We start from the raw sequence: 24,403 nt of genomic DNA, 5'->3' as shown, positions 1-24,403 counted from the left end.
GTGGCACGGTTGTGGCCGTCGGACCACTGTAACCGCGCGGGACCGGCCCGACCGCGTGAGCAAGATCGCCGGCCCCGCCGGGGTCAGAGCCGCGGCACCCAGCGCTCGCCCCGCAGCGCGCCCGCCACGACCTCGACGCCGCGGGCCGCGGCGGCCAGCCGCGCGCCCTCCCGCTCGTAGGCCACCATTGCCGCCTCGATGGCGTCGGGAGGCAGCTGGTCGGCGAGCTCGACCCGAACGGTGCGCCAGCCAGTGCGGGCGGCCTCGAGCCCCGCGGCCACGTGGTCACCGGCGAAGCGGGCCAGCAGGACCGGATAGCGGCGCAGCACCTCGTGGGTGCGGTAGTCCGGCGGCACCAGGTCGTAGAGCCAGGAGACCGCCGTCCGCTCCCAGTCGGGCGCCCCGGGGGGCCACACCTGTTCCGGCCACCCCGGCGGCACCGTCGCGTCCACGCCGACAGTCTGCCCTCGACGGCTGACGGTCAGGCCCGGCCGAGGTCCGTCCCGAGGTCAGTCAGCGGACTGGCGCTTGAGCCAGAACTGCTCGAAACCCCAGGTTCCGGCGCCGCTGGAGTGATAGCTGACCAGCTCCCAGCCTTCCGCGCCGAGCTTGTTGAGCACCGAACTGGTGTCGCCTTGCTGGCGTTCGGACGCTCCGCCGGGGAGCTTGATGCTGACGCCGGCGCGCTGCGACTCTGCGTCGTTGGCCGTGATGACGGAGGCGTATTCCCACGTGGGCACACCGAGACGGTAGCCCGGGCCCTCCGGCCACGGCGCAACGGCTCAGGCTCCGACCAGCCCCCGGAGCAACGGCGCGAGCCGCTCGGCGATGCGCGCGTGAGCCCGGTCGTCGGGATGGCTCGGGTCCGCCCAGATCGTCGGGTCGGACGGGTCTGTCCACTTCTGCCCGGCGATGTCGATGAACGTCACACCCGCGGCGGCGGCCCCCAGCTGCCACGGCAGCGTTGAGCCCTCGACCGCCGGGGACGCGAGCCCCGGCGTGTAGGAGCCCCCGAGCACCAGGATGTCGGTGTCCGGATCGGCCTCGGTGCGCAGCCTCGTGAGGGTCGAGCTCGCGGCGGAGGCGAGCGAGGCCGGGTCCTGCGCGTAGTCGTTGGTGCTGCCCTGGACGACGATGACGTCGGGGTCTGCGGCGAGCGCGCGCGGGATCCGCTCCGCGAAGGGAGCGCCCAGACCGGTGGACAGGTACCCGCTCCCGGCGACCCCCAGGACGTGGCACTCCCAGCCCAGGCGCTCGCAGGCCTGCACCGCGTGACCGTCCCAGTCGGAGGCGCCGGTACCGGCGGTCCACGAGTCCCCGATGAACGTCACGACCGGGGGCTCGGCCGCCGTGGCGATCATCGCCCAGCGCTGCGTCCGTCTCCCCACCCGTGCCACGGCACCACGCGCTGCAGCGCCCCCGACGCTGTCACATCGTGTCCACGGTCGGGAGACACTCCGTCAGCGGGTCGTGCGCGTCCGTGCCGGCACCCGGCTGGTCACCGTCGCCGTATAGGTCAACCACACCCGGCCGCGGCCGTCCACGGTCCGTACCGGCGACTGGACGACGAGACTGTCCCAGTCGAGCGTCTCCGGCGTTCCCGCGCCGAGAATCCGGTTGCGCAGCCCCGTGCGCAGACCGGCGGTCGCCCGCTCGAGGTGCTCGTACGGCAAGGCCGTCGTCGCCGAGTACATCGTCACCGGCTCATCATCGAGCCGCTCCGACGGTCCGCAGTCTTCGCGCGGGCGGCTTTCACCCGCACGGGTCGGCCGGACTGCGCCCTCGGCGGGGTTAGGCAGCCGGCACGAGCAGGGCGACGCACTCCACATGGGCAGTCATCGGGAAGGCGTCGAAGCTCCGCACCGCCGCGAGCCGGTACCCGGCCGCCCCGAAGGCGGCGACGTCCCGGGCCAGCGCCGCGGGATCGCAGGCGACGTAGACGACGGCCCGCGCGCCGGTGGCGGCGAGCAGCCGGCTGACCGCCGGACCCGCGCCGGCCCGCGGCGGGTCGAGGACGACGACGTCGGGGCCCGCGCCGAGCTCCGGGAGCAGCTCGCTGAGCCCCTCGGCATCTACCTCGCCCTGCCACACCTCGGCCTGCGGCAGATCGGCGAGGTTCGCGTCGGCCGCTGCACACGCCGCCTCGTCGGACTCCACGCACACCACCCGCCCGGCGGGCCCGGCGGCGGGCGCCAGCGCTCCCCCGAACAGCCCGACCCCCGCGTAGAGGTCCAGCACCGTCTCCCCCGCGCGCACCTCCGCGAAGCCGGCGACGGCGGCGACCAGCGCGTCGGCGGCCCCCGGGTGCACCTGCCAGAAGCCGGTGCCCTCGACCTCCCAGTCGCGGCCGCCGGCGTGGCGCTCGGCACGCGCGGACGGTTCTCCGTGGAGCTCGCCGCCCGGGCGGAGGACCCGGCTCGAGGTCGGGTTCCCGCGGCGGTCCAGCCGCGTCGTCGTCACCGCACCGGTGGAGTCCACCGACACGTCCACTGCCCCGGCACCGGGCCACCGTTGCCGCAGCACGGCCTGCGCGGCCGGCGCCACGGTGATCGGGCAGTCGTCGAGGACGACGACGTCGTGCGAGCGGTGCCGGCGCAGACCCGCGGCACCGGACCGGTCGACGGCGAACCGCGCGCGGGAGCGCCACCGCAGCGGTCCCCCCGGCAGCTCCTCGACGGTCAGGTCGACGTCGTCGAGCCCGGCCAGCCGCGCGAGCTGCTCGCGGACGACGGCCGCCTTCAGCTGCCGCTGCGCGCCCGGGGCGACGTGCTGCCAGTCGCAGCCCCCGCACCGGCCGGGTCCGCTGAAGGGGCAGGGCCGTTCGACCCGGTCGGGCGAGGGTTCCAGGATCTCGACGGCGTCGGCGCGGCAGAAACCCGCGTGGCGGTCCTCGGTCACCCGGACGACAACCCGCTCGCCGGGCAGCGAGTGCCGGACGAAGACGACCCGTCCCTCGTGCCGCGCGACGCAGTGCCCGCCGTGGGCGACGGGTCCGACGGTGACCTCGAACTCGGTCCCGGTCCAGCCGAGGCCCCGCTGCAGGGACCCGCCGCGAGCCTGCGGGCGGTGGGGGGCAGCGGGGTCCTCAGCCATACGGAGTGGCGTCGTCCGGGTCGCCGGTGAACCCTCGCCGCAGGGCGCCCGGCACGGCACCCGGACCGTCGCCGTCGCCGCGGCCGACCGAGCTCTCCAACTGCCACGGCACCGTGGTGATCATCACCCCGGGCTGGAACTGCAGCCGGGCGCGCAGCCGCAGCGCGCTCTGGTTGTGCAGGACGTTCTCCCACCAGTGGCCGACCACGTACTGCGGCACGAAGACGACGACGATCTCCCGCGGGCTGGCCCGGCGGACATCCTTCACGTACTCGACGACGGGCCGCGTGATCTCGCGATACGGCGAGTCCAGGACGGTCAACGGCACCGGCAGGTCGTAGCGCTCCCAGTCGGTCTGCAGCGCGCGGGTCTCGGCGTCGTCCACGTTGACCGTCAGGGCGGTCAGGTGGTCCGGCCGGGTGGCCCGGGCGAACGCCAGCGCGCGCAGGGTCGGCTTGTGCACCTTCGAGACCAGCACGATGGCGTGCACCTTGCTCGGCAGCATGCGGGCGTCGGTGTCGGGGATCAGCTGCTCTGCGACGTTCGAGTAGTGCCGGTTGATCGCCTTCATCAAGAGGAAGATCAGCGGCATCGCGACCAGGACGAGCCACGCGCCACGGGTGAACTTGGTCAGGACCACGACGACCAGCACCGCGGTGGTCAGGGACCCGCCCACCGTGTTGATCACCTGCGAGCGGCGCATCCGGCGGCGCACCTGCGGATCCCGCTCGGAGGCCAGCTCGCGTTTCCAGTGCCGCACCATGCCCCACTGGCCGATGCTGAAGCTGGTGAACACCCCGATGATGTAGAGCTGGATCAGCCGCGTGACGTCGGCCTGGAAGGCCACGATGAGCAGGATCGCGAACCCGCTCAGCAGCAGGATCCCGTTGCTGTAGACCAGCTTGTCGCCGCGCGTGTGCAGCTGACGCGGCAGGAACCGGTCCTGCGCCAGCACCGATCCCAGCAGCGGGAATCCGTTGAAGGCGGTGTTCGCGGCGAGGACGAGGATCAGCGCCGTGGCCGCCTGGATGTAGAAGAAGCCGAACGAGGTGTCGCCGCCGAACGTGGCCGCCGCCAACTGGGCGATGACGGTGCGCTGGGGGTCGGTCTCGCAGTTGCCGGCGAAGCCCTGCAGGTCGCAGGTGACCTCGGTGTACTTCACGTCGGCGAGCAGGGCGAGCGCGGTCACGCCCGCGAACATCGTGGCCGCGAGCCCGCCCATCAGCGCGAGCGTCGTGGCGGCGTTCTTACTCTTCGGCGGCTTGAAGGCGGGCACCCCGTTCGCGATCGCCTCGACGCCGGTCAGTGCCGTGCACCCGGAGGCGAAGGCCCGCAGTGCGAAGAAGATCAGCGCCAGCCCCGCGAGCTGCCCGTACCCCTCCTCGGGGACGACGGTGTAGGAGGCGCTCTCGGCGATCACCGTGTTGCCCGTGACGAAGTCACGGATGAACCCGGTCACGATCATGATCATGATCCCGGCGATGAACAGGTAGGTGGGCACCGCGAAGGCGCGCCCCGACTCCCGGACACCTCGGAGGTTCGCCGCGGCGAGCAGCGCCACCAGGCCGATCGCGATGAACACCCGGTTGTCGTTCAGAGCCGGGAACGCCGAGATGATGTTGTCGGTCCCCGCCGAGACGGAGACCGCCACGGTGAGCACGTAGTCGACCAGGAGCGCGCTGGCCACGGTCAGGCCGGCGAACTGGCCGTGGTTCTTCATCGCGACCTCGTAGTCGCCGCCACCGGACGGGTAGGCGTGCACCACCTGCCGGTAGGACAGCACCACGGTGACCAGCAGCAGGACCACGGCGACCGCGAGCCAGGGCGCGAGGTAGAGGAAGGCGGTCCCGGCGAGAGTCAGCACGATCAGGATCTCCTGGGTGGCGTAGGCCACGGAGGAGAGCGGGTCGCTGGCGAAGATGGGCAGCGCTAGCCGCTTGGGCAGCAGCGACTCACCCGCCCGGTCACTGCGGACCGGGCGACCGAGGACGAGGCGTTTCGGGAGTTGTCCGAGGTCGGACAGGCTGGGCACGGCGGCGATCGTACGGTCGCCGTTGCGGGGGGCGGCGATCCGAGTCGGCGCGCCCCGCCCGGGAGAGGGATGTCGGTGGCCGCAGCGCCTGGCGCCGCCGTGCCGGGTGTAGCTTCGCGCCGATACGCGCGGCGGACGGCGCCGGCGCGAACGAGGCCTGCAGGGAGTTCTTCGTGCACGTGGTCGTGATGGGCTGCGGACGCGTCGGCTCCGCCATCGCCCGCCGGCTGGAAGAGGTCGGGCACAGCGTCGCCGTCATCGACCAGGACCCGGAGGCGTTCCGGCGGCTGGGCCCGGAGTTCAGCGGCCGCCAGGTGACGGGGCTCGGTTTCGACCGCCAGACGCTGCTCGACGCGGGGGTCGACTCCGCGGGCGCCTTCGCCGCGGTCAGCAGCGGGGACAACTCCAACATCATCGCCGCCCGCGTGGCCCGGGAGACCTTCGGCGTCCAGCACGTCGTCGCCCGGATCTACGACTCCAAGCGGGCCGAGGTCTACGAGCGCATGGGCATCCCCAGCGTGGCCACCGTCCCGTGGACGGTGAACCGGCTGCTCCGGGAGCTGCTCTCGGTCAAGGTGAGCGAGCTGTGGCGTGAGCCGACCGGGAAGGTGCTGCTCATGCGGATCACGGTGACCGAGGGCTGGGTGGGGCGGAAGCTCGCCGAGCTCGAGTCGGTCTCCGGGGCCCGGGCCGCCTGGCTGGTCCGCTTCGGGGAGGCGCAGCTGCCCACGGCGAGCTCCGTGCTGCAGGACGGCGACCAGTTGGTGGTCGCCGTGACCGACGACATCGCCAGCCGTGTGCACGAGGTCGTCGAGCAGACCCCCCAGCGCGGAGGCGAGCACTGATGCGCACGGCCCGACGGAACCGATCATGAGAGTCGCCATCGTCGGAGCCGGCGCCGTCGGCCGGTCGATCGCCGGGGAGCTGCTCGCCAACGGCCACCAGGTGATGCTCATCGAGAAGGACGGCCGCAAGGTGCGCACCCGCTCGGTGCCGGGCGCGGAGTGGGTACAGGCCGACGCCTGCGAGGTGACCTCCCTCGAGGAGGCCCAGCTCGCCACCTGCGACGTCGTGGTGGCGGCCACCGGCGACGACAAGGCGAACCTCGTCGTCTCGCTGCTGGCCAAGACCGAGTTCGCGGTCAACCGGGTGGTCGCCCGGGTGAAGGACCCGCGCAACGAATGGCTCTACACCGACGCCTGGGGTGTCGACGTCGCCGTCTCCACCCCGCGCGTGCTCGCGGCACTGGTGGAGGAGGCGGTGACCGTCGGCGACGTCGTCCGGCTGATGAGCTTCCGGAAGGGGGCGGCCAACCTGGTCGAGATCACCCTCGCCGAGGACACCCCGTGGGTGGGCCGCCCGCTCCGTGACGTACCGCTCCCCCGCGAGACGGTCCTCACCGCGATCCTCCGCGGCGAGCGGGTCATCAACCCCTCGCCCGACGAGCCGCTCGAGGCCGGTGACGAGCTGCTGTTCATCACCCACGCCGACGTCGAGGATCAGCTCAAGTCGGTGCTCGCGCCCGAGACGGCGGCCGGTCGCAGCTAGGACGCCGGGTTGGCGTCCGTCTCCGGCGGGCAGCGGTGCCGGTGCAGGCGGGACACGACCCAGAGGGTCACGACGATGTCGACCGCCGTCAGGGGCAGGCCGAGGACGATGGACATCGTCCCCAGGAGGCCGACCTCGTTGGCCTGGTAGAGCAGCCCCTGGACCAGGACGCGGAGCAGGAACGTCACCCCCCAGAGAACGGTCAGCCAGCTGTAGGCGCGCACCAGCCGCGGGTCCTCGCGCCAGGGACGCTCGGGGTCGGGGTCCGGTGCGCGGCGGCCGGTGGCCGGGTCGACCTGCGGGTCGCCGGGCACCGTGTGGTGCAGCGTCGCGCGCGCCCGGTCCAGCCGGCTGCGCAGGCCGGGCAGCGAGTGCGAGGCCATGGTCCCGAGATGGCTGGGCGCGAGCCATTCCGCGACGACCCCCACCAGCGGCCGGCGGACGGCGATGGACCCGAGCAGCACCACGCCGATGACGGCGTTGCGCACGATGCCGAGGACGAAGAAGTCGCGGGCCTGACCCGAGACCGCCGCGATGGCCACCGCGATACCGACCGCGAAGAGCCCGCTGACGGCCTGCTGGACGCTCTCCCGGCGGACCAGCCGGAGGAGGAAGACCAGGACTGCCGCCCCCACGGCGGCCCAGATCCCGGTCCGGAGCCCGTTCACGGCGTTCGCCACGATGAAGGCCACCGTCGGCAGCGTCGCGTCCACCATGCCGCGCCAGCCGCCGAGCTGCTCGAGCACGAGGTGCCGGTCGAAGGTGAACCCGGTCGGGCCGTCCGGGGCGACCGTCACCGGCTGATGGCCCTCGTCGGCCCGGCTCTCGTCGGCCCGGCTCTCGTCGTCCATCGCGCTCACCCGTGCCTCCCCCGGCCCGTCGCTTCCCGGGGTGCTCCGCCCGGTCCTGTCCACGGTCGGCGGCGGATCAGCCGGCGCCGAGCTCGTACCAGGGGTTGTAGATGACCCGTTTGCCTTCCACCGCCGCGAACCGGCCGCGGGCGGTGACGGTGCGACCGGGCTCGATACCGGGGATGCGCCGCCGGCCCAGCCAGACGAGCGTCACCGACCCCGACCCGTCGAACAGCTCCGCCTCCAGGGTCGGCACGTTCTCGCGGGGGGTGTAGACCACCGACTTGAGACGACCGGTCACCGTCACGACGGCACCCTTGCGGCAGGAACTCACCGGCTCGCAGCCGGCGCTCGCTGCCTCCGCGCGCAGTTCCTCGGCGTCGATCGTCTGGTCGTCCGCGGTCAGACGCTGGAGCGTCCGCGACAACCAGCCAGTGGGACGGGTCTCGGTCACGGCCCCAGCGTACGGCGGTCAGGCGCCGGGGGCGGGGGAAGCCGGCGGAGGTTGTGCCGCGGCCTGCTGCTGCTGCCGCGCCAGCTGGGCTGCGGCCTGGGGCGGCAACGTCAGGGGCAGCTGTTCGCGGACCGGCATGGGCTCGGTGCCACGGACGACGATGATCGAGCGGAACGCATCCTCCAGCGCGGCCGCGGCTTCCGCGCTCCCGGCCGCGGGGCCGCTGATCATGCCCCGGAGGAACCAGCGCGGGCCGTCGACGCCCAGGAACCGGGCCGGACGGCGCACCGGCTGCGGCGCGGACTGTCCGGGCGTGGCCGGCGGGGTGGCGACGATCGTGCCGGCGAGCTCCGGGCCGAACGGGCCGTCCACCTCGCGGAGCGAGCCGCCCTGGCCCGAGGCGCTCTTCGCGAGGTCCTCCCGGACGCTGTCCCAGATGCCACCGGCCCGCGGGGCGGCGAACACCGAGACCTGCAGGAGCGACTCCCCCTCGCGCAGGGTCGCGGCGATCACCTTCTGCTGGGCGTTGAGCTCGACCCGGAGGTCCATCCCGGCCAGGGCCGGCAGCCGCAGCGCACCGAGGTCGATGCGGGCGAGGCCGTCCTGCGGTGCGTCGGTCTCGTCCCAGGGACCGGACGTCTCGTCCATGTCGCGCTCGCGGTGCTGCGGCTCCGGGGGCACACCCCGCTCCCGCAGACTGCGGTCGATCCGGTTGCGCCGCCGTCCCAACGGCATGTCAGATCCGCCCTTCGAGAACTACTGGTCCGGCCGGTCCGTGACCGCCGGTGGAACCGTGCCCCGCGTGCCCGCGCTCACTGCCCGGGAGTTCCGCCACCGGCACGAAGCGCGCCCGCACCACCGGCTGGACCACCAGCTGGGCGATGCGGTCGCCGCGACGCAGGGTCAGGGGTGTCGTGGGGTCGAGATTGATCAGGTTCACCTTGATCTCGCCGCGGTAGCCCGAATCGATCGTTCCCGGCGCGTTCACCAGGCTCAGCCCGATCCGGTGGGCCAGACCCGAGCGCGGGTGCACGAATCCGGCGTATCCCTCCGGGATCGCGACGGCCACGCCGGTGCCCACGAGGGCCCGCTGGAAGGGCGCGAGCTCGACGTCCTCGGCCAGCGAGAGATCGGCGCCCGCGTCGCCGGGCAGGGCATATCCGGGGAGGACGGCCTCGGGAGAGGTCAGCCGGACGGGGACGTCCAGCTCGGGCTTCTCGGGCACGTCGGCGACCCTATAAGGGCCCCCCTGCCCCCCACTGCTCGCACACTCGCAGCGGGCCCCTGCAGGGGGGCCATGAACAAGCGTCATCAGGCCGGCGGTGTTCGGAGGTCGGTGAGCACCTGGTCGGCGAGGGTCTCGGTGGCCCGGCGGTTGCCTCGGCCGGCGATGGCCGCACCGATCAGGAACGGGGCTGCGCCCGGCACCGAGCGGGCAAGTTTCCGCGTCATCCGCCGGCTCAGTGCCCGGACCCCGGCGCTGCCGAGCAGGGCGCCGAGCCCGGCCGCGCCGGCGCCGTCCACCGACCGCTGGGCCGACCAGCTCGCCAGATAGGCGGTCGCGCGGGTGCGGGCGTCGCCGGCGACCGGCCGGCCGTACAGCTCGTGCAGTTCCCCGATGAGGACCACCTCGACGCCGCCGATCAGCACGGTCTCGGCGCCGAACTCCAGCGGCAGCGCCAGCAGCGACGCCGGCGCGAACCAGTGCGCGGCGGCCAGGCCACCCGCGGCCGCACCGATGCCGGACGTGACGCGGGCAGCCCGCGCCACCAGCGCCTCGGCGATGGCGTCCTCCGAGGCACCCGGATATGCCTGCCGCAGCCGGGCGGCGTCCCGGATCGGGAGCCGCGGGGCGGCGGTGGACAGCAGATCGCCCAGCAGTGCGCCGGGAGAGCGCTCTCCACTGTTGGTGTCCGCGGCAGGCGTGTCGTCCTGCGACGGCGCGAACGCAGCGGCGACCGCGCCCGCCACGCTGCCGATCACGTCCTTGAGGCCGGAGGCGGCCGAACGGGTCGCCTCCCCTGCGGGCGAGCCGCCGTCGGTGGACGGACCGATGAGGCCGGCGACGGCGTCCGCGACTGCGCGGGCGGCGCGGGCCAGTCCGGCGTCCTCGACCGGTGCCGCCGACACCGACGGGGGAACCGGGCGCGGCGGCGGGACGTCCCGCGCCGCGCCGGTCCGGGAGCCGTTCTCCGTCATCGGTCCCCTTCTCGTCGTCCGCCTCGTCGGCGGTACCCCGTCGCGACTAGGCGCAGTCGCGGCAGAGCATCTGGTCGCCGCGGGTCGAGGCGAGCCGGGATCGGTGCTGCACCAGGAAGCAGCGCGAACAGGTGAACTCGTCCTCCTGCTTGGGCAGGACGCGGACGGTGAGTTCCTCGCCCGACAGGTCGGCGCCGGGGAGCTCGAGGTTCTCGTTGAAGTCGGTCTCGTCGACGTCGACCGAGGCGGACTGCGCCTCGGCTCGACGGGCCTTGAGCTCCTCGAGCGAGTCCTCGCCGAGCTCATCGGCCTCGTTGCGGCGCGGGGCGTCGTAGTCGGTGGCCATGGGGTGCCCCTCCTCCGGGGTTCTAGCGGGCGTCGTGCCCGCTCGTCTGACGCCGGCGCTGGGTGTGCACCGTCGTCGTGGCCGGCCGCGGTGGCGACCGGTGGTTCAGGGGACCGGCAGCCCGCTGCTGGGGCTCCCGATACCGGTGGTTCCGTCTCCCGCGGGGGCGGGTCGGCCGGATCTGGCCGGTCCGGACCCCCTCCCGTCGCCCGGGTGGACGGCGGGCGGGAAAGGACCAGCGAGCCCCCCAACGCCGCGCGGTCCCCGTTTGTGCCCGCCCCCGGAAAGAGGCTCGGCACGAGACCGCTCCGCGGTCCGGAGCCGCGGAGCGCCAGAGGTTACCCTGCCGCCGTGGCGACTCCCGTGGGTGCTGATCCGACCGTCGTGGGCCCGTACCTGGCTTCGGCCCTGAACGACGAGCGCTGGCGCTCGGTGGACATCGAGCTGATCGCGGCCGGCATGTCCAACCTCACATACATCGTGACGCCGTCCGGCGGGTCCGCCGACGACGCGGTGATCCTGCGCCGGCCGCCCACGGGTGCCGTCCTGGCCACCGCGCACGACATGGCGCGCGAGCACCGGGTCATCTCCGCACTCGGAGCGACCGACGTCCCGGTCCCCCGCACGCTGCACCTCTGCACCGACGAATCGGTGCTGGGGGCGCCCTTCTACGTCATGGAACGCGTCGTCGGCATCCATGTCGTGCAGGAGTTCCCGCCCGGCTACGCCGACGAGCCCGCGCAGCGCCGGGTGATCGGGGAGGCCCTCGTCGACGTCCTCGCCGACCTGCACACCGTCGACTACGACGCCGTCGGGCTGTCGGAGTTCGGCCGGCCGGACGGCTTCGCCGCGCGGCAGGTACGCCGCTGGACCAAGCAGTGGGACGCCACCCGCGACCGCGACCGTCCCGGGTTGGACGCCCTCGGCGCGCGCCTGGCCGAGACCGTCCCCGAGAGCCGGCGGTCGAGCGTCGTCCACGGCGACTACCGGCTGGACAACTGCCTGCTCGACCCGATGACGCCCGGGCGCATCAAGGCCGTCCTCGACTGGGAGATGTCGACCCTCGGCGACCCGCTGACCGACCTCGGGATGATGTTCGTCTACTGGCCGGAGGCGGGTGAGGACCGGGCGACGACGCTGAGCCCGGTGACCACGCTGCCCGGATTCCCGACCCGCCGGGAGATCATGGAGCGCTACGCGGACCGCACCGGTGCCGATCTGTCCGATCTGAACTGGTACGTCGGCTTCGCCTTCTTCAAGTTCGCCGCGATCATGGCCGGGATCGTCGCCCGGTCGGCCGCGGGGGCCATGGCGGGTAAGGACACCTCCGGTTACGGCGAGCGCATCGGCCCGGTCGTCGAACTGGGACGCGCCGCACTGGACGACGGTGCGATCTAGGGCCCCTTTCCGGCCTTAAACTTCGCAGCGACCGACCCCCACCCGCTCGCGGCGCCGGAACGGTCCCCAGCCGGGGACCCTCCGACCATCACCGTCCCGTCGGGTCTCGCCGAGGAGATGACCGTGACGCTGCGTACCGAACGCCCCCCGGTGCGCCCCCGCAGCGGCCGCCGCCCGCTCCCGCCGCTGATCTTCCTGCTCGTCCTGGCCGTGGCCGCCCTCGCGGTCTGGTGGTACGTCATCCGCCAGGAGAAGCAGCAGGAGGAGGAGCAGCAGGCGGCCTGCGAGACCGTCGAGGCCGCACCCCCGTCGCTCGACCCCGCCACCGTGAACCTGCGGGTCTTCAACGCCACCGACACCCCGGGCCTGGCCCAGACGGTCGCCAGCGCCCTGCAGGAGCGCGGCTTCGTCGTCGACGAGATCGCCAACGACTCCAGCGGCCGTGAGGTGACCGGCGTCGGCGAGCTCCGCCACGGTCCGCGCGGTACCGACGCCGCCGACTACATGCGCCTCGTCATCCCCGACATCGGCGACTACCCCGACACCCGGGCGACCGCGCAGGTCGACGTCGTCGTCGGCCCGGAGTTCACCACCCTCGCCACGCCCGAGGCCATCGCCGCGGCGCTCGCTCCGGTGGAGGACGCCGCAGCCGCCTGCTGATCGCCCGCTCGCGGGCTTCAGCCGGCGTGGAGCTCCACGAGCAGGTCGATGAACGGCGCGGCGATCGACGCCGCCGCCGCGATCGCCATCGGCTCGCCGAACGGGCTGCCGGGCAGGCCGGTCACCACCAGGCCTGCCTCTGCCGCCACCAGTGCGCCGGCCGCGTGGTCCCACGGCTTCAGATCCAGCTCGTAGTAGGCGTCGGTCCGGCCAGCCGCCGTGGAGCAGAGGTCGAGGGCCGAGCTCCCGTGGCGCCGGATGTCGCGGACCAGCGGCAGCAGCTCGGCGACGACGGCGCCCTGCGCCCGGCGCTGCTCGACCCGGTAGCCGAACCCCGTGGCGACGAGGGTCTGCTCCAGCGACACCGGCGAACTGCCGGCCAGACGCACCGGTTCCGGGCGGGCCGGGGACGACAGATGCGCGCCCCCACCCCGCGTGGCCGTGAACAGCTCGCGGGTCGCCACGTTGAGGACCACCCCGGCCACCACCTCGCCGCCCACCTCGGCGGCGATCGACACCGCGTACGCCGGCAGGTCGTAGAGGAAGTTGACGGTGCCGTCGATGGGGTCGACCACCCAGCGCACCCCGCTGATGCCCTCGCGGGCGGCCCCCTCCTCGCCGAGGACGCCGTCGTCGGGCCGGCCGGCGAGCAGCCGCCCCACGATGAGCTCCTCGCTCGCCCGGTCGACGGCGGTGACGACGTCGACCGGGCTGGACTTGACGTCCACGTGCTCGGCCGCCGTGGCCCGGCCGCGGGCCACCAGTTCCGCGGCCTCCCGGGCGGTGGCGACGGCGACCTCGAGCAGCGCTCGAGGGTCCGGCTGGAGGGCGGGAGAGGACGTCACGGAGACGATCCTGCCGCAGGCAGTACGACACGGGCGCGGGCTCACCTACCCTGTCCGGCGTGCAGGGCTTCGGTGTGGACATCGGCGGCAGTGGCATCAAGGGATGCCTGGTCGACCTCGAGATCGGCCAGCTCATCGGTGAGCGCCTGCGGATCGAGACCCCGCAGCCCTCGCTGCCCGATCCCGTGTACGGGGTGGTGGCGAAGATCGTCGAGTCCTTCGGCTGGTCCGGGCGGATCGGGGTCACGTTCCCGGGCGTGATGAAACACGGGGTCGCCCACACCGCCGCGAACGTCGACAAGAGCTGGATCGGCACCGATGTCGACGCCGGCCTCGAGCAGCTGATCCCGGGCAGCGTGGTCACCCTTAACGATGCCGACGCGGCCGGGATCGCCGAGATGCGTTACGGCGCCGGCCGCGACCAGGGCGGCGTCGTCCTCATGCTGACGTTCGGCACCGGGATCGGCAGTGCCCTGTTCGTCGACGGGCACCTGGTGCCCAACACCGAGTTCGGGCACATCCAGGTCGACGGCGAGGACGGCGAGCGGCGGGCCTCGGCGGCCGCCCGTGAGCGCGAGGACCTCGACTACCCCACGTGGGCGCACCGGGTGGACCGCTACCTCGACGTCCTGGAGGCCGGCCTCTGGCCGGATCTGATCATCGTCGGCGGCGGCGTCAGCAAGAAGGCGGCCAAGTGGGTGCCGTTGCTCACCACCCGCACGCCGGTGGTGCCCGCCCAGCTCCAGAACGACGCCGGCATCGTCGGCGCTGCCCTGGCCGCGCACGAACGCGACAACTGACGCGCGCCCGTACGGGTGAGGCTGGAGTGATCGGAGGGGCGGATACCTTCAGTGCAGGCCCTCCGCGGCCGATGCACCACGAAGAGTGATCGACCACCCGGATCAGCCGGAACGCCTCGACGGAGCGAGGCCTTCGGATCCGGGACGGTGGAATACAGCCGACACGCCGTTACAATGAGAGAGCCCCAGCCCGCCGCCCTCCAGCCGGGAGGGATCCCCCGCCCGTCCAGCGGCCAAACGCTGCGCCGGTCCACCGGGACCTCTCCCTGTGAGGCGCGCGGACCGGAGCCGCTGCCCGGGGACCACACGGCCCCCGGGGAACGCACCCAGCACGGGAAGGAACCTGAGTGCCCGCCGACCAGCCAGCACCGGAAGCAGCCGAAGCGAGCACTCCCCAGCGCTCGAAGACGGCCGCCACCGGTACCCGGGCTCCCCGCACCAGCGCCGCGGCCGCCAAGCCGGTCAAGACCGTGACGGCCGATGCGGGTCCGGCCGGCGCTGCGCCGCCGGCCCGGAAGAAGGCCGCGGCGAAGACCGCGGCCAAGGGCACCCGCGCCAAGCCCACGATCGCCTCGTCGCCGGGCGCCGGTGAGGGCACCGTCCTGACCGCGGTCGCCAGCGACGGTTCGGCGGTTGCGGTGGTCGATGCCGGCTCCGAAGGTCTCAAGCTCGACGAGACGGTCGTGGCCGGTCCCGACGGCGTCGCCGTCGAGGCCGAGGAGGAGACGCCCGCCGAGGGGGGCACCGACTTCGAATGGGACGACGAGGAGGAGTCGGAGGCGCTGCGGCAGGCCCGCAAGGACGCCGAGCTCACCGCGTCGGCCGACTCCGTCCGCGCCTACCTCAAGCAGATCGGCAAGGTCGCGCTCCTCAACGCCGAGGAGGAGGTCGACCTCGCCAAGCGGATCGAGGCCGGGCTCTACGGCGCCGAGCGCCTGCGCCAGGTCGAGGAGGAGAACCAGAAGATCTCGCCGCAGATGCGCCGCGACCTCAACTGGATCGTCCGCGACGGCGAGCGCGCCAAGAACCACCTGCTCGAGGCCAACCTGCGCCTCGTCGTCTCCCTCGCCAAGCGCTACACCGGCCGTGGCATGGCGTTCCTGGACCTGATCCAGGAGGGCAACCTCGGTCTGATCCGCGCGGTCGAGAAGTTCGACTACACCAAGGGCTACAAATTCTCCACGTACGCCACCTGGTGGATCCGTCAGGCCATCACCCGCGCCATGGCCGACCAGGCCCGCACCATCCGCATCCCGGTGCACATGGTCGAGGTCATCAACAAGCTCGGCCGCATACAGCGTGAGCTGCTCCAGGACCTGGGCCGCGAGCCCACTCCGGAAGAGCTGGCCAAGGAGATGGACATCACCCCGGACAAGGTGCTGGAGATCCAGCAGTACGCCCGGGAGCCCATCAGCCTCGACCAGACCATCGGCGACGAGGGCGACAGCCAGCTCGGCGACTTCATCGAGGACTCGGAAGCCGTGGTGGCGGTCGACGCGGTGAGCTTCACCCTCATGCAGGACCAGCTGACCAGCGTGCTGCAGACGCTGTCCGAGCGGGAGGCCGGCGTCGTCCGGCTGCGCTTCGGCCTGACCGACGGCCAGCCGCGCACGCTGGACGAGATCGGCCAGGTCTACGGCGTGACCCGCGAGCGGATCCGTCAGATCGAGTCCAAGACGATGTCGAAGCTGCGGCACCCCAGCCGCTCCCAGGTCCTCAGGGACTATCTCGATTAGCAGCCCTCCGGGCTGCTGACGCGGCCAGGAGCCGTCCCCAGGCGGGCTGAGCCGCTTCGTCGTGCCTCCGCGGGACCCTCCGGGCCCCACTCGGCGCGACAGCTGTGGTCGCGACCCGTCATCCCTCACCCGGAGGAGCGACGGCGGGTGTGCGACGTCATCTGTCGGGTAGACGGCGTAGCGTGGGGCACAGCAAGGCAGCAACGAGAACAGCAGTGGACCCACGGTCGGTCCGGTACCTCACCGGTCCGGCAGACAACGACCAGCACGCGCACCACCCGTTTCACACCAGTGACGTCCCCTGCTGAACCCGCTCCACCAGCACCTTCGCATCACGGACTCATCTCTTTCGGCGAGTCGGTGGTGATCGGGGGTCGGAACGGGAACACGAGGGGTCATCCTGGCGCTGTGCAGGAGGCCGATCCGCAGCCGCGGATCCGTGCGGTAGAGAGCGAGTGATGAGCCAGATGACCCAGACGCTGACGACGACCCCGCCCACCGATGACCTCATCGTTCCGTTCCACTGCGACCGCTGTGGGGCTCTGGCCAAGGTGCGCGTCGTGCTTGCGAGCGGCAGCGATCTCGTCTTCTGCGGGCACCACGCTCGCGAGTACGAGAGCAAGCTTCGCGATATCGCTGTCGACATCATCGACACGGACGGCGAGCAGCACGTGACTGCCTGACGGAGGCGATATCGTCGCGCCCGCGATGACCGCCATACCCGACGACGCCGCCGCGTCCTCCGTACCGCCTCGTGCGGACGGAGGGCCGGCGGCTCCGTCGTTCCCGGGGACCCCCGGTCGACGACCCCCGGAGGACCCCGCCATGTCCCAGCGCCCCACCCTGTCCGATGACACGGTGCAGCACGATCCCGTGCCGGACGAGACCGTGCGCATGCGCAGCGACGGCCCCGCACCCGACGGAGGGCCGCAGCAGCCGGTCGACGCCGCCGACGACACCCGCCCGGTGACGCGCGACTGGCTCCTCGGTGCCCCGGACGGGGGCCCGATCGCCACCCCAGCTCCGGCTCAGGCCGCGTCCGACGACGACTGGAGCACGCAGACGTTCGACCGGGCCTCGGACGACGACTTCGCGACGTCCACGTACTCCGCCCCGACCGCCGACCCCGACGCGACGGCTGCCCTGGGCGCCGTCCCCGCCGACGACCGGGACGAGCACCGGGACGGGCACCGGGACGGGCACCGCGACGACCACGATGGCTGGGACGACGGCACGGACACCCCGGGCGGTCCCCCGCCCGGCGACGAGCCGCCCGCGGGCGGCCCCCGCACACCCTGGTGGCGCCGCCGAGCCGTGCTGGCCCCCGCCGGTGCCGTCGCCGTCCTGGCGGCCGTCTACGGCGTCGACCTGCTCGTCTCCTCCGGCGACATCCCTCGCTCCACCGTCGTGGCCGGCGTCGACATCGGTGGGCTCTCCACCGCCGCGGCCGCGGACGCCCTGGAGGAGAAGCTCGCACCGCGCGTCACGGCCGACCACACCGTGGTCGCCGATGACGTGCAGACCGTCCTCTCCCCCGCCATCGCGGGCATCACCCTCGACATCGAGGGCACCGTGGACGCCGCGGACGACCAGCCGCTGAACCCGTGGACGCGCCTGGTGACCCTGTTCAGCGACCGCGAGGTCGCCCCGGTCATCACCGGCGAGGAGACCGCCCTCTCCGCTCAGATCGACGCGATCGCCACCGAGGTCGACCGGCCGCCGGTCGACGCCACGATCACCATCGAGGGGACGACGCCGAGCGTCGTGGATCCGGCCGACGGCCGGGCGCTCGACCGCGAGGGCTCCGCCGAGGCGATCACGGACGCACTCGCCTCCGGCGGGGACCCCAGCACCCCGATCGAGCTGCCGGTCGACGTCGCGGCGGTGCGCGTCGACCGCGACGAGGCGCAGCGGGTCCTCGATGAGACGGTCACGCCCGCCCTGTCGGCCCCCGTCGGCATCGAGGGTTCCGACGGCACGTCGGCCGAGGTGTCCGTCGCCGCCATCGCCGCGGCGCTGACGTTCACGCCCCAGGAGGACGGCACCCTCGCCGTGGCCATCGACCCGGCGGCGCTGCAGACGGAGCTCGGGGACGAGCTCTCGGTGTTCGGCAGCGGCGCGGAGGACGCCCGCTTCGAGGTGTCCGGCGGCGCGGTCACCGTCGTCCCGTCGGTCGACGGCGTCGGGATCGCCCCCGATCACCTCGCCGAGCAGCTGATGACCGTGATCACCCAGCCGGCCCCGCGCACGCTCAACGCGGAGCTGGGCCCGGTGCCGGCCGACTTCACCACGGAGGAGGCCCAGGCCCTCGGCGTCAAGGAGGAGATCGGCAGCTTCACGACGAACATCGGCAACGCGGCGAGCGGGGAGAACATCCGGGTCGTCGCGGCCGAGGTGGACGGTGCGCTCGTCATGCCGGGCGAGACGTTCAGCCTGAACACGTTCACCGGCCCCCGCGGGACGGCGCAGGGCTACGTGCCCGCGGGCGTCATCAGCGGCGGCAAGTTCACCCAGGCGGTCGGCGGCGGGATCAGCCAGTTCGCCACCACGATGTTCAACGCGGTGTTCTTCTCGGGCCTCGAGGACGTCTACCACAAGCCGCACAGCTACTACATCAGCCGCTACCCGGCCGGCCGCGAGGCGACGGTCTACGAGGGCCAGATCGACCTGCAGTGGAAGAACGACAGTGACACCGGGGTCTACATCGACACCGCATGGACGCCGGGCACGATCACCGTCACCTTCTACGGGACCAAGCGCTTCGAGATCGAGTCGATCAGCGGGAACCGCACGAACGTCCGGGAGCCCGCGGTCCAGGAAGTGGCCGACGACGGTTCGTGCAAGTCGCAGGCGGGGGCACAGGGCTTCGACATCACCGTGACCCGGGTGTTCAAGGACCCCAACTCCGGTGCTGAAGTACGGCGGGAGAACTTCCAGACCCACTACGCCGCCGAGCCGATCATCCGCTGCATCCCGGTCCCCGGCGCTCCGGCGCCTCCCGGCTGAGTCCTGCCGCGACCCTGCCGCCGGTCGTCGGCCCGCCCGGCTCCTCCCCCGCCTGGGGGAACGCTCCCGCGTCGAACCGCTGACCGGCTCCGGAGCGAACTTCCGGCGTGCACACTGGTCGAATGAGCACCGTCCTGCCCTCGGGATCCCCGGCGCGCGCCGGGGACCCGGAGGCGGTCGACGACGCGATCCCCGCTCCCGACCCGCCGGCCGCTCCGGCGCAGCACCACACGACCGACGCCCCGGCCGAACGGACGGGGCGACTGGCGAGCTGGCCGACGCCGTTACGGGTTCCCCTCCAGGTGCTCGGGCGCGCGCTGGCGAAGGCCTGGCAGGACCGCATCCTCGGGCTGTCCGCGGAAGCGGCCTTCTGGCAGATCCTGTCGGTCCCGCCGCTGCTGATCGGGCTCCTCGGGTCGCTGGGCTACCTCGCCGACGTGATCGGCGGCGCGTCGGTGGCCCAGATCGAGGACCGGCTGCTCGACGCCTCGGCCCAGGTTCTGACCCCCGACGTCGTCGACTCCCTGGTCCGGCCGACCCTGGCCGACATCCTCGGTTCCGGCCGCCTCGACGTCGTCAGCCTCGGCTTCCTGCTGTCGCTGTGGGCGGGCTCGTCAGCGACGGCCACATTCATGAACACGATCGTCATCGCCTACGACCAGCGGGACGTGCGCGGGCCGATCCGCACACGGCTGAAGGCTTTGTGGCTGTTCATCGTCGGCATGGTGATGGCTGTCCTGACCCTGCCCCTGCTGGTGCTGGGCCGCGGCGTCCTGGTGGACCTGCTGCCGGACGACTGGCAGGCGACGGCGACGGTCCTGGTCAACGCCGTCTACTGGCCGCTCGTCCTCGTGGGCCTGCTGCTGGCGCTGACGAGCTTCTATCACGTGGTCCTGCCACACCGGCTGCCGTGGCGCCGGCACCTCCCGGGCGCGATCTTCGCCTGGGCGTTCTTCCTCGTGGCCGCGTTGGTGCTGCGCGCCTACGTGGCCGACATCCTCACGACCGCACTGCCCTACGGGGCTCTGGCGGCCCCCATCGGCGCCCTGCTGTTCTGCTTCTTCTTCGGGATGGCCGTGCTCCTGGGCGCCGAGCTCAACGCGACGATCCAGGACCGCTGGCCGGCCCCGCTCCGCCGGCACGACAAGCGGCGCAGGGAGCGTCGGGCCGCCAAGCTCGAGGCCGAGGCCCGCAAGCTCGGCTTGCTCTAGAAATCAGCTCTTCTTGAGCTGCTGGTAGATCTCCTTGCAGGCCGGGCAGACCGGGCTGCCGGGCTTCGGGGTCTTGGTCACCGGGAAGACCTCGCCGCACAGGGCCTCGACCATCGTGCCCATGACGGCGCTCTCGGCGATCTTGTTCTTGCGGACGTAGTGGAAGACCTCGTTGGCGCTGCCGGTATCGGCGTCGCGGACGTCCGGCCGCTCGAGGATGTCGGAACTGCTCACGCTGCTACTCCCCTGCTCGGCGGCCATGGTGCGCCCTCCATGATGACAGGGTGCATGCCACTGCTCCCCCGCCCGCCCGCACCGTCCTGTCCCCCGAGGTCGCCGAGGCGCTGAGCGCCGGCCGTCCGGTCGTGGCCCTGGAGAGCACGCTGCTCGCGCACGGGCTCCCCCGACCCGACAACCGCGCTGCCGCCGACGACGTCGAGGCCGCCGTCCGCACGGGTGGGGCGGTACCCGCGACGATCGCCGTCCTGGACGGCGTGCCGCACGTCGGCCTCACCGCGGAGGAGGTCGATCGGGTCTGCGCCGATCCGGACCTCGCGAAGCTGGGGGTTCGTGACCTGCCCGTGGCGGCGGCGCTGGGCCTGAGCGGGGCCACAACGGTCTCCAGCACGGCTCTCCTGGCCGCGGCGGCCGGCATCGGCGTCTTCGCCACAGGCGGTCTCGGCGGCGTGCACCGGCAGGCGGTGGACACCTTCGACGAGTCGGCCGACCTCACCGCGCTGTCGCGCACCTCGCTCGTGGTCGTCTGCGCAGGGGTGAAGTCGATCCTCGACGTCCCGGCGACCCTGGAGCGGCTGGAGTCCCTCTCGGTCACCGTCGTCGGCTACCGGACGACGACCTTCCCCGGCTTCTACGTGGCGGACTCGGGCTCGACGCTGGACTGGTCGGTGGCCGACCCGGCGCAGGCCGCGGCGGTGTTCGCCGCGCGCCGCGCGCTCGCCCCTGGCGCTGTGATCATCGCCAACCCGCTGCCCGTGGACGAGCAGCTGGATCCGGCGCTGCACGACCGGGTGATCGCCGGTGCCCTCGCCGCGGCCGAGCAGGCCGGTGTCCGCGGCAAGGACGTCACCCCGTTCGTGCTCGACCACCTGCACCGCGCCAGTGAGGGCGCCACGCTCGTGGTCAACGTCCGGCTGGTGCTGCGCAACGCCGAGCTCGCCGGGCAGATCGCCGCCGCGCTGGCGGAGGACGTGCGCTGACCACCGACATGCGGGTCGTCGTCGTGGGCGACGTGGCGACCGATGTCGTGGTCGTCCTCGCGGGCGATCCGGCACCCGACTCCGATCGGCCGGCGTCCATCCACACCCGGGGCGGCGGTGCGGCCGCGAACGTCGCCGCCCACCTCGCCCGGCTGGGCACCCCCGTCGTCCTGGCCGGCTGTGTTGGCGACGACCACTCGGGTGCGGGGCTGGCCGCCGAGCTCGCGACCGCGGGGGTCCGGCTGGCCCTGCGCACCGTCCCGGGGGCCCCGACGGGGACGATCGTGAGCCTGGTCGAGCCGGACGGGCGGCGCAGCATGCTCGCCGACCGCGGGGCCAACCTGGAGCTGCGGCAGGGCGACGTGCCCCTCCCGGCGCCCGGCGGACACGTGTACGTGTCGGGCTACACGCTGCTGGACCCGCGGCCGCGCGATGCGGGGCTGCGGGCGATCCAGGACGCCGCAACCGGCGGGTGCTCGGTCTCGGTCGACCCCGCCTCGACCGGTCCGCTCGCGCGGTACGGGGTGGACCGGTGGCTGGCCGACACGGCCGCGGCGACGCTGCTGCTGCCGAACGCCGACGAGGCCCGCCTGCTGACCGGCTGCGACGACACCGAGGACGCCGCGCGGGCGCTCGCCGGCCGGTACCCGATCGCGGTCGTGAAGCTGGGAGCCGACGGCGCCCTGTGGGCCTCCGGCGACGTGCTGGTGCACCGTCCGGCGCACCCGACGACCGTCGTTGACACCACCGGAGCCGGGGACGCGTTCGCCGCAGGGCTCCTGGCGGCCTGGCTCGGGTCTCCCGACGTCGACCCGGCGGCGGCGTTGGACGCGGGGCTGGCGCGGGCGGCGGACGTCGTCCGGAGGCCAGGAGGGCGCTGAGCCGTCAGCCGTCGATGACGCGCGCCGGACGCGGGCCCTCGAGCTCGCGGTCCGGCCGGTGGGTGTAGTGGTGCGGGTCGACACGCTTCTTCGGCGGCCCGTCGTTGGCCATGACCACGGCGACCCAAGGCAGCACGGTGCCGAGGAAGGCGAGGATCAGCATCAGCCACACGATCTGGTAGAAGACCGCGGCGAAGACCAAACAGACCGCGCGGATCCCCATGGTCAGCGCGTAGCGCTTCTTCCTGGCGGCGTGCTGCTCGGCCAGGCTGGGCTGAGCCTCGGTGATCAGCACCGGCTCCGGCCGGCGTGACCGCGGGAACTGCTGGCTCGAGGCCACGGACATCCATCCCCTCGCTGCCCGGGTTCGCCGGGCACCGCCCGGCCCGTTCCGGGTCCTGGTCCCATCGTGCCACCGCGACCGGGCTCGACGCTCGTGCCTGCGGTCGACTACTTCCCGGCCGGCTCCGTGGCCGCCTTGGCTGCCTGCTTCTGCTCCTGCTTGAAGGCCCGGACCTCCACCAGCGTCTCCGGGCCGGTGATGTCGGCGACCGACCGCCGCGAGCCCTCGAGGCCGTAGTCCCCGGCCGCCTCGCGCCAGCCGGGCGGTGTCACGCCGTACCGCTTGCCCAGGAGCGCGAGGAAGATCTTCGACTTCTGCGCGCCGAACCCGGGCAGCTCACCGATGCGGCGGAGCAGCGTGACGCCGTCCGGGACGTCGGCCCAGAGGTTGTCCGCGCGCCCGTCGTAGCGCTCGACCAGCAGCCGGCAGAGGTCCTGGGTGCGCCCGGCCATGGAGCCCGGGTACCGGTGCAGCGCCGGCGGACCCTGGAACAGCCGGGTCAGCTCCTCCGGGTCCATGGCCGCGAGCGCCGCGGCGGACAGCTCGCTGACCCCCAGCCGGTCGGCGAGGAGCCGCGGGGAACCGAAGGCGCGCTCCATCGGGAACTGCTGGTCCAGCAGCATCCCGATCAGCAGCGCGAGTGGATCGCGCCCGAGCAGCTCGTCGGCCGCGGTGTCCTGGGCGATGCGGAGGGTCGGCACGCGCGTGATCTTGCCCTACCGCCGCCGTGGCGGTACACGCGTCGAGGATCAGTCCGCAGCTGCGTCAGGGGGGTCCGCCGGCCCTGCGTCCGGCTCCGGCCGCGGGAAGACGGTGTCGATACCCGCCAGCTGCAGCGCCCGGTTGACCGGATGGGACGCCGCGCGCAGGACCGGGCTCCGGCCGGCTGCGAGGGATGCCTCGACGCAGAGCAGCATGAGGGCGAGCGCGGAGGAACTGACGAACGTCACGTCCCCGGCGTCGATCGCGTCCACCACGACCCGCTGCCGCTCCTGCTGGCTGGTGAACCGCGTCGCGACCGCGGTGTCCACGTCCCCGCGCAGGCACAGGACCCAGCGGTCGGGCCCCTCGCGCTCGATCGTGATGTCCCCCGCGAGAGGCCGCAGGCCCTCCAACGCGTCCATGTGCGCTCCCTCGCCCGGCGACCGCGGCCGGCGACAGGAGGAAGCCGCCGGCATTCGGTCCACACCACGGGTCCCGGTCAGGACGTTACGCCGCGCATCAGCCCGGATGGAGCCCGCCGGTCCTGCCGATTACGCACCGGGCCTGGACGGCGGCACCCTGCCGGGCCGCCCGGACCGGACGAGTGAAGGATGTGCAGGTGCGCGCCGTGGTGAGCCGGGTCAGTACAGCCGCTGTAGTCGTACACGGCGACACCGTTGGCGAGATCGGCCCGGGCCTGCTGTCACTGGTCGGAGTGGGCCGCACGGACGACGAAGCGGCGGCCCGGGCGCTCGCGCGCAAGATCCACGAGCTGCGCATCTTCCCGACCGAGGACGGCGCCCGGTCTGCCGCGGACCTGGCGCTGCCGGTTCTCGTCGTCAGCCAGTTCACCCTCTACGCCGACACGCGGAAGGGACGCCGTCCCTCCTGGCAGGACGCCGCGCCCGGCGAGGTGGCGGAACCGCTGGTCGGAAGCGTCGTCGACGAACTCAGGCAGCGGGGCTGCACGGTCGCGACCGGGGTCTTCGGGGCTCGCATGCAGGTCAGCTCCGTCAACGAGGGCCCGATGACGGTGCTGCTGGAGACCTGAGACCGGGCGCTGAACTACATCGACGCTATT

The 24,403-nt window shown here is 73.0% G+C and carries 29 protein-coding genes; 12 read left to right on the top strand and 17 right to left on the bottom strand.

Annotated elements, in window-relative coordinates; translation table 11 throughout:
* Window positions 1–83: 83 nt before the first annotated feature.
* From E4P38_RS10150 to E4P38_RS10125, 6 genes are all read right to left on the bottom strand, one after another.
* On the bottom strand, window positions 84–452 hold the full coding sequence (locus E4P38_RS10150) for a hypothetical protein (protein ID WP_135131697.1): 369 nt from the start codon (window positions 450–452) through the stop codon (window positions 84–86).
* A 57-nt stretch (window positions 453–509) separates the two neighbouring features.
* Window positions 510–740, bottom strand: coding sequence for a DUF4177 domain-containing protein (locus E4P38_RS10145; protein WP_135131696.1), 231 nt, complete (start codon window positions 738–740; stop codon window positions 510–512).
* Between the two features lie 42 nt (window positions 741–782).
* Window positions 783–1,388, bottom strand: a complete 606-nt coding sequence (locus E4P38_RS10140; RefSeq protein WP_135131695.1) for an SGNH/GDSL hydrolase family protein — start codon at window positions 1,386–1,388, stop codon at window positions 783–785.
* A gap of 72 nt (window positions 1,389–1,460) precedes the next feature.
* Window positions 1,461–1,700, bottom strand: a complete 240-nt coding sequence (locus tag E4P38_RS10135) for a hypothetical protein (RefSeq protein ID WP_135131694.1) — start codon at window positions 1,698–1,700, stop codon at window positions 1,461–1,463.
* Between the two features lie 91 nt (window positions 1,701–1,791).
* Complete coding sequence (locus tag E4P38_RS10130; protein ID WP_135131693.1) at window positions 1,792–3,093, bottom strand: TRAM domain-containing protein; 1,302 nt, start codon at window positions 3,091–3,093, stop codon at window positions 1,792–1,794.
* Window positions 3,086–5,125 (bottom strand): APC family permease, encoded by a 2,040-nt coding sequence (locus tag E4P38_RS10125; RefSeq protein WP_135131692.1) that lies wholly within the window; start codon window positions 5,123–5,125, stop codon window positions 3,086–3,088. The genes E4P38_RS10130 and E4P38_RS10125 overlap by 8 nt, the downstream gene beginning before the upstream one ends.
* Before the next feature lie 173 nt (window positions 5,126–5,298).
* Between E4P38_RS10125 and E4P38_RS10120 the strand changes: the two genes are divergently transcribed.
* On the top strand, window positions 5,299–5,970 hold the full coding sequence (locus E4P38_RS10120; protein ID WP_135131691.1) for a TrkA family potassium uptake protein: 672 nt from the start codon (window positions 5,299–5,301) through the stop codon (window positions 5,968–5,970).
* A 25-nt stretch (window positions 5,971–5,995) separates the two neighbouring features.
* Window positions 5,996–6,673 carry a TrkA family potassium uptake protein gene (locus E4P38_RS10115; RefSeq protein ID WP_135131690.1) on the top strand — a complete coding sequence of 226 codons (678 nt, stop codon included), beginning with the start codon at window positions 5,996–5,998 and terminating at the stop codon, window positions 6,671–6,673.
* On the opposite strand, the gene E4P38_RS10110 is transcribed toward E4P38_RS10115, so the two are convergent.
* The 6 genes from E4P38_RS10110 to E4P38_RS10085 all read right to left on the bottom strand — a co-directional run bounded on the left by E4P38_RS10110 (window position 6,670) and on the right by E4P38_RS10085 (window position 10,523).
* Window positions 6,670–7,524: a DUF3159 domain-containing protein gene (locus E4P38_RS10110; protein ID WP_135131794.1), complete on the bottom strand. Its 855-nt coding sequence runs from the start codon at window positions 7,522–7,524 to the stop codon at window positions 6,670–6,672. The genes E4P38_RS10115 and E4P38_RS10110 overlap by 4 nt on opposite strands.
* A 76-nt stretch (window positions 7,525–7,600) precedes the next feature.
* The gene (locus tag E4P38_RS10105; RefSeq protein WP_135131689.1) at window positions 7,601–7,978 is read right to left on the bottom strand and encodes an OB-fold nucleic acid binding domain-containing protein; all 378 of its coding nucleotides are present in this window, start codon (window positions 7,976–7,978) and stop codon (window positions 7,601–7,603) included.
* 18 nt (window positions 7,979–7,996) lie between these two features.
* Window positions 7,997–8,713, bottom strand: coding sequence for a DUF3710 domain-containing protein (locus E4P38_RS10100; RefSeq protein ID WP_135131688.1), 717 nt, complete (start codon window positions 8,711–8,713; stop codon window positions 7,997–7,999).
* 1 nt (window position 8,714) lies between these two features.
* Window positions 8,715–9,203, bottom strand: a complete 489-nt coding sequence (gene dut, locus E4P38_RS10095) for a dUTP diphosphatase (RefSeq protein ID WP_245160925.1) — start codon at window positions 9,201–9,203, stop codon at window positions 8,715–8,717.
* An 86-nt stretch (window positions 9,204–9,289) separates the two neighbouring features.
* Window positions 9,290–10,177, bottom strand: a complete 888-nt coding sequence (locus tag E4P38_RS10090) for a hypothetical protein (RefSeq protein WP_135131686.1) — start codon at window positions 10,175–10,177, stop codon at window positions 9,290–9,292.
* Window positions 10,178–10,223: 46 nt separating this feature from the next.
* Window positions 10,224–10,523 (bottom strand): DUF4193 domain-containing protein, encoded by a 300-nt coding sequence (locus E4P38_RS10085; RefSeq protein WP_135131685.1) that lies wholly within the window; start codon window positions 10,521–10,523, stop codon window positions 10,224–10,226.
* Between the two features lie 351 nt (window positions 10,524–10,874).
* Between E4P38_RS10085 and E4P38_RS10080 the strand changes: the two genes are divergently transcribed.
* Both E4P38_RS10080 and E4P38_RS10075 read left to right on the top strand, forming a co-directional pair.
* Window positions 10,875–11,921, top strand: coding sequence for a phosphotransferase family protein (locus E4P38_RS10080; protein WP_135131684.1), 1,047 nt, complete (start codon window positions 10,875–10,877; stop codon window positions 11,919–11,921).
* A 123-nt stretch (window positions 11,922–12,044) separates the two neighbouring features.
* Window positions 12,045–12,581 carry a LytR C-terminal domain-containing protein gene (locus E4P38_RS10075; protein ID WP_245160924.1) on the top strand — a complete coding sequence of 179 codons (537 nt, stop codon included), beginning with the start codon at window positions 12,045–12,047 and terminating at the stop codon, window positions 12,579–12,581.
* Between the two features lie 17 nt (window positions 12,582–12,598).
* Here the strand turns inward: E4P38_RS10075 and E4P38_RS10070 are convergent, their stop codons facing one another.
* Window positions 12,599–13,426: an inositol monophosphatase family protein gene (locus tag E4P38_RS10070; protein ID WP_135131682.1), complete on the bottom strand. Its 828-nt coding sequence runs from the start codon at window positions 13,424–13,426 to the stop codon at window positions 12,599–12,601.
* Window positions 13,427–13,485: 59 nt separating this feature from the next.
* Between E4P38_RS10070 and ppgK the strand changes: the two genes are divergently transcribed.
* The 5 genes from ppgK to E4P38_RS10045 all read left to right on the top strand — a co-directional run bounded on the left by ppgK (window position 13,486) and on the right by E4P38_RS10045 (window position 20,179).
* On the top strand, window positions 13,486–14,226 hold the full coding sequence (gene ppgK / locus E4P38_RS10065; RefSeq protein ID WP_209309045.1) for a polyphosphate--glucose phosphotransferase: 741 nt from the start codon (window positions 13,486–13,488) through the stop codon (window positions 14,224–14,226).
* Between the two features lie 347 nt (window positions 14,227–14,573).
* A complete protein-coding gene (locus E4P38_RS10060; RefSeq protein ID WP_135131680.1) occupies window positions 14,574–15,962 on the top strand; it encodes an RNA polymerase sigma factor in 1,389 nt (462 codons plus the stop codon).
* Between the two features lie 458 nt (window positions 15,963–16,420).
* A complete protein-coding gene (locus tag E4P38_RS10055; protein WP_135131679.1) occupies window positions 16,421–16,645 on the top strand; it encodes a hypothetical protein in 225 nt (74 codons plus the stop codon).
* Between the two features lie 142 nt (window positions 16,646–16,787).
* On the top strand, window positions 16,788–18,968 hold the full coding sequence (locus E4P38_RS10050; RefSeq protein WP_245160923.1) for a VanW family protein: 2,181 nt from the start codon (window positions 16,788–16,790) through the stop codon (window positions 18,966–18,968).
* A 122-nt stretch (window positions 18,969–19,090) separates the two neighbouring features.
* Entirely contained in the window at window positions 19,091–20,179 is a 1,089-nt protein-coding gene (locus E4P38_RS10045) for a YihY/virulence factor BrkB family protein (RefSeq protein WP_135131678.1), read from the top strand.
* 3 nt (window positions 20,180–20,182) lie between these two features.
* Here the strand turns inward: E4P38_RS10045 and E4P38_RS10040 are convergent, their stop codons facing one another.
* Complete coding sequence (locus E4P38_RS10040; RefSeq protein ID WP_348633787.1) at window positions 20,183–20,398, bottom strand: DUF3039 domain-containing protein; 216 nt, start codon at window positions 20,396–20,398, stop codon at window positions 20,183–20,185.
* Between the two features lie 65 nt (window positions 20,399–20,463).
* Between E4P38_RS10040 and E4P38_RS10035 the strand changes: the two genes are divergently transcribed.
* Both E4P38_RS10035 and E4P38_RS10030 read left to right on the top strand, forming a co-directional pair.
* Window positions 20,464–21,396 carry a pseudouridine-5'-phosphate glycosidase gene (locus E4P38_RS10035; RefSeq protein WP_209309043.1) on the top strand — a complete coding sequence of 311 codons (933 nt, stop codon included), beginning with the start codon at window positions 20,464–20,466 and terminating at the stop codon, window positions 21,394–21,396.
* An 8-nt stretch (window positions 21,397–21,404) separates the two neighbouring features.
* Window positions 21,405–22,277: a PfkB family carbohydrate kinase gene (locus E4P38_RS10030; protein WP_135131676.1), complete on the top strand. Its 873-nt coding sequence runs from the start codon at window positions 21,405–21,407 to the stop codon at window positions 22,275–22,277.
* Window positions 22,278–22,281: 4 nt separating this feature from the next.
* On the opposite strand, the gene E4P38_RS10025 is transcribed toward E4P38_RS10030, so the two are convergent.
* The 3 genes from E4P38_RS10025 to E4P38_RS10015 form a co-directional block, all read right to left on the bottom strand.
* Window positions 22,282–22,623, bottom strand: coding sequence for a DUF3099 domain-containing protein (locus E4P38_RS10025; RefSeq protein WP_245160922.1), 342 nt, complete (start codon window positions 22,621–22,623; stop codon window positions 22,282–22,284).
* Between the two features lie 104 nt (window positions 22,624–22,727).
* A complete protein-coding gene (locus E4P38_RS10020; protein WP_135131674.1) occupies window positions 22,728–23,321 on the bottom strand; it encodes an HhH-GPD-type base excision DNA repair protein in 594 nt (197 codons plus the stop codon).
* 48 nt (window positions 23,322–23,369) lie between these two features.
* The gene (locus tag E4P38_RS10015) at window positions 23,370–23,744 is read right to left on the bottom strand and encodes an STAS domain-containing protein (RefSeq protein ID WP_167760519.1); all 375 of its coding nucleotides are present in this window, start codon (window positions 23,742–23,744) and stop codon (window positions 23,370–23,372) included.
* A gap of 197 nt (window positions 23,745–23,941) precedes the next feature.
* Here E4P38_RS10015 and dtd point away from each other — a divergent pair, with 197 nt between their 5' ends.
* Window positions 23,942–24,373, top strand: coding sequence for a D-aminoacyl-tRNA deacylase (gene dtd / locus E4P38_RS10010; RefSeq protein WP_135131672.1), 432 nt, complete (start codon window positions 23,942–23,944; stop codon window positions 24,371–24,373).
* The last annotated feature ends 30 nt before the right edge of the window (window positions 24,374–24,403 follow it).

This window comes from Blastococcus sp. CT_GayMR16, assembly GCF_004570875.1.
GTDB lineage: Bacteria > Actinomycetota > Actinomycetes > Mycobacteriales > Geodermatophilaceae > Blastococcus_B.
This window is presented reverse-complemented; position numbering and strand designations above follow the sequence as displayed.

What these genes read in the sequence shown, in the direction of transcription:
- E4P38_RS10100 (WP_135131688.1), bottom strand. Translation starts at nt 8,713, where the DNA reads ATGCCGTTGGGACGGCGGCGCAACCGGATCGACCGCAGTCTGCGGGAG.
- E4P38_RS10130 (WP_135131693.1), bottom strand. Translation starts at nt 3,093, where the DNA reads ATGGCTGAGGACCCCGCTGCCCCCCACCGCCCGCAGGCTCGCGGCGGG.
- E4P38_RS10090 (WP_135131686.1), bottom strand. Translation starts at nt 10,177, where the DNA reads ATGACGGAGAACGGCTCCCGGACCGGCGCGGCGCGGGACGTCCCGCCG.
- E4P38_RS10085 (WP_135131685.1), bottom strand. Translation starts at nt 10,523, where the DNA reads ATGGCCACCGACTACGACGCCCCGCGCCGCAACGAGGCCGATGAGCTC.
- E4P38_RS10050 (WP_245160923.1), top strand. Translation starts at nt 16,788, where the DNA reads ATGTCCCAGCGCCCCACCCTGTCCGATGACACGGTGCAGCACGATCCC.
- E4P38_RS10045 (WP_135131678.1), top strand. Translation starts at nt 19,091, where the DNA reads ATGAGCACCGTCCTGCCCTCGGGATCCCCGGCGCGCGCCGGGGACCCG.
- E4P38_RS10115 (WP_135131690.1), top strand. Translation starts at nt 5,996, where the DNA reads ATGAGAGTCGCCATCGTCGGAGCCGGCGCCGTCGGCCGGTCGATCGCC.
- E4P38_RS10030 (WP_135131676.1), top strand. Translation starts at nt 21,405, where the DNA reads ATGCGGGTCGTCGTCGTGGGCGACGTGGCGACCGATGTCGTGGTCGTC.
- E4P38_RS10015 (WP_167760519.1), bottom strand. Translation starts at nt 23,744, where the DNA reads ATGGACGCGTTGGAGGGCCTGCGGCCTCTCGCGGGGGACATCACGATC.
- E4P38_RS10025 (WP_245160922.1), bottom strand. Translation starts at nt 22,623, where the DNA reads ATGTCCGTGGCCTCGAGCCAGCAGTTCCCGCGGTCACGCCGGCCGGAG.
- E4P38_RS10110 (WP_135131794.1), bottom strand. Translation starts at nt 7,524, where the DNA reads ATGGACGACGAGAGCCGGGCCGACGAGAGCCGGGCCGACGAGGGCCAT.
- E4P38_RS10055 (WP_135131679.1), top strand. Translation starts at nt 16,421, where the DNA reads ATGAGCCAGATGACCCAGACGCTGACGACGACCCCGCCCACCGATGAC.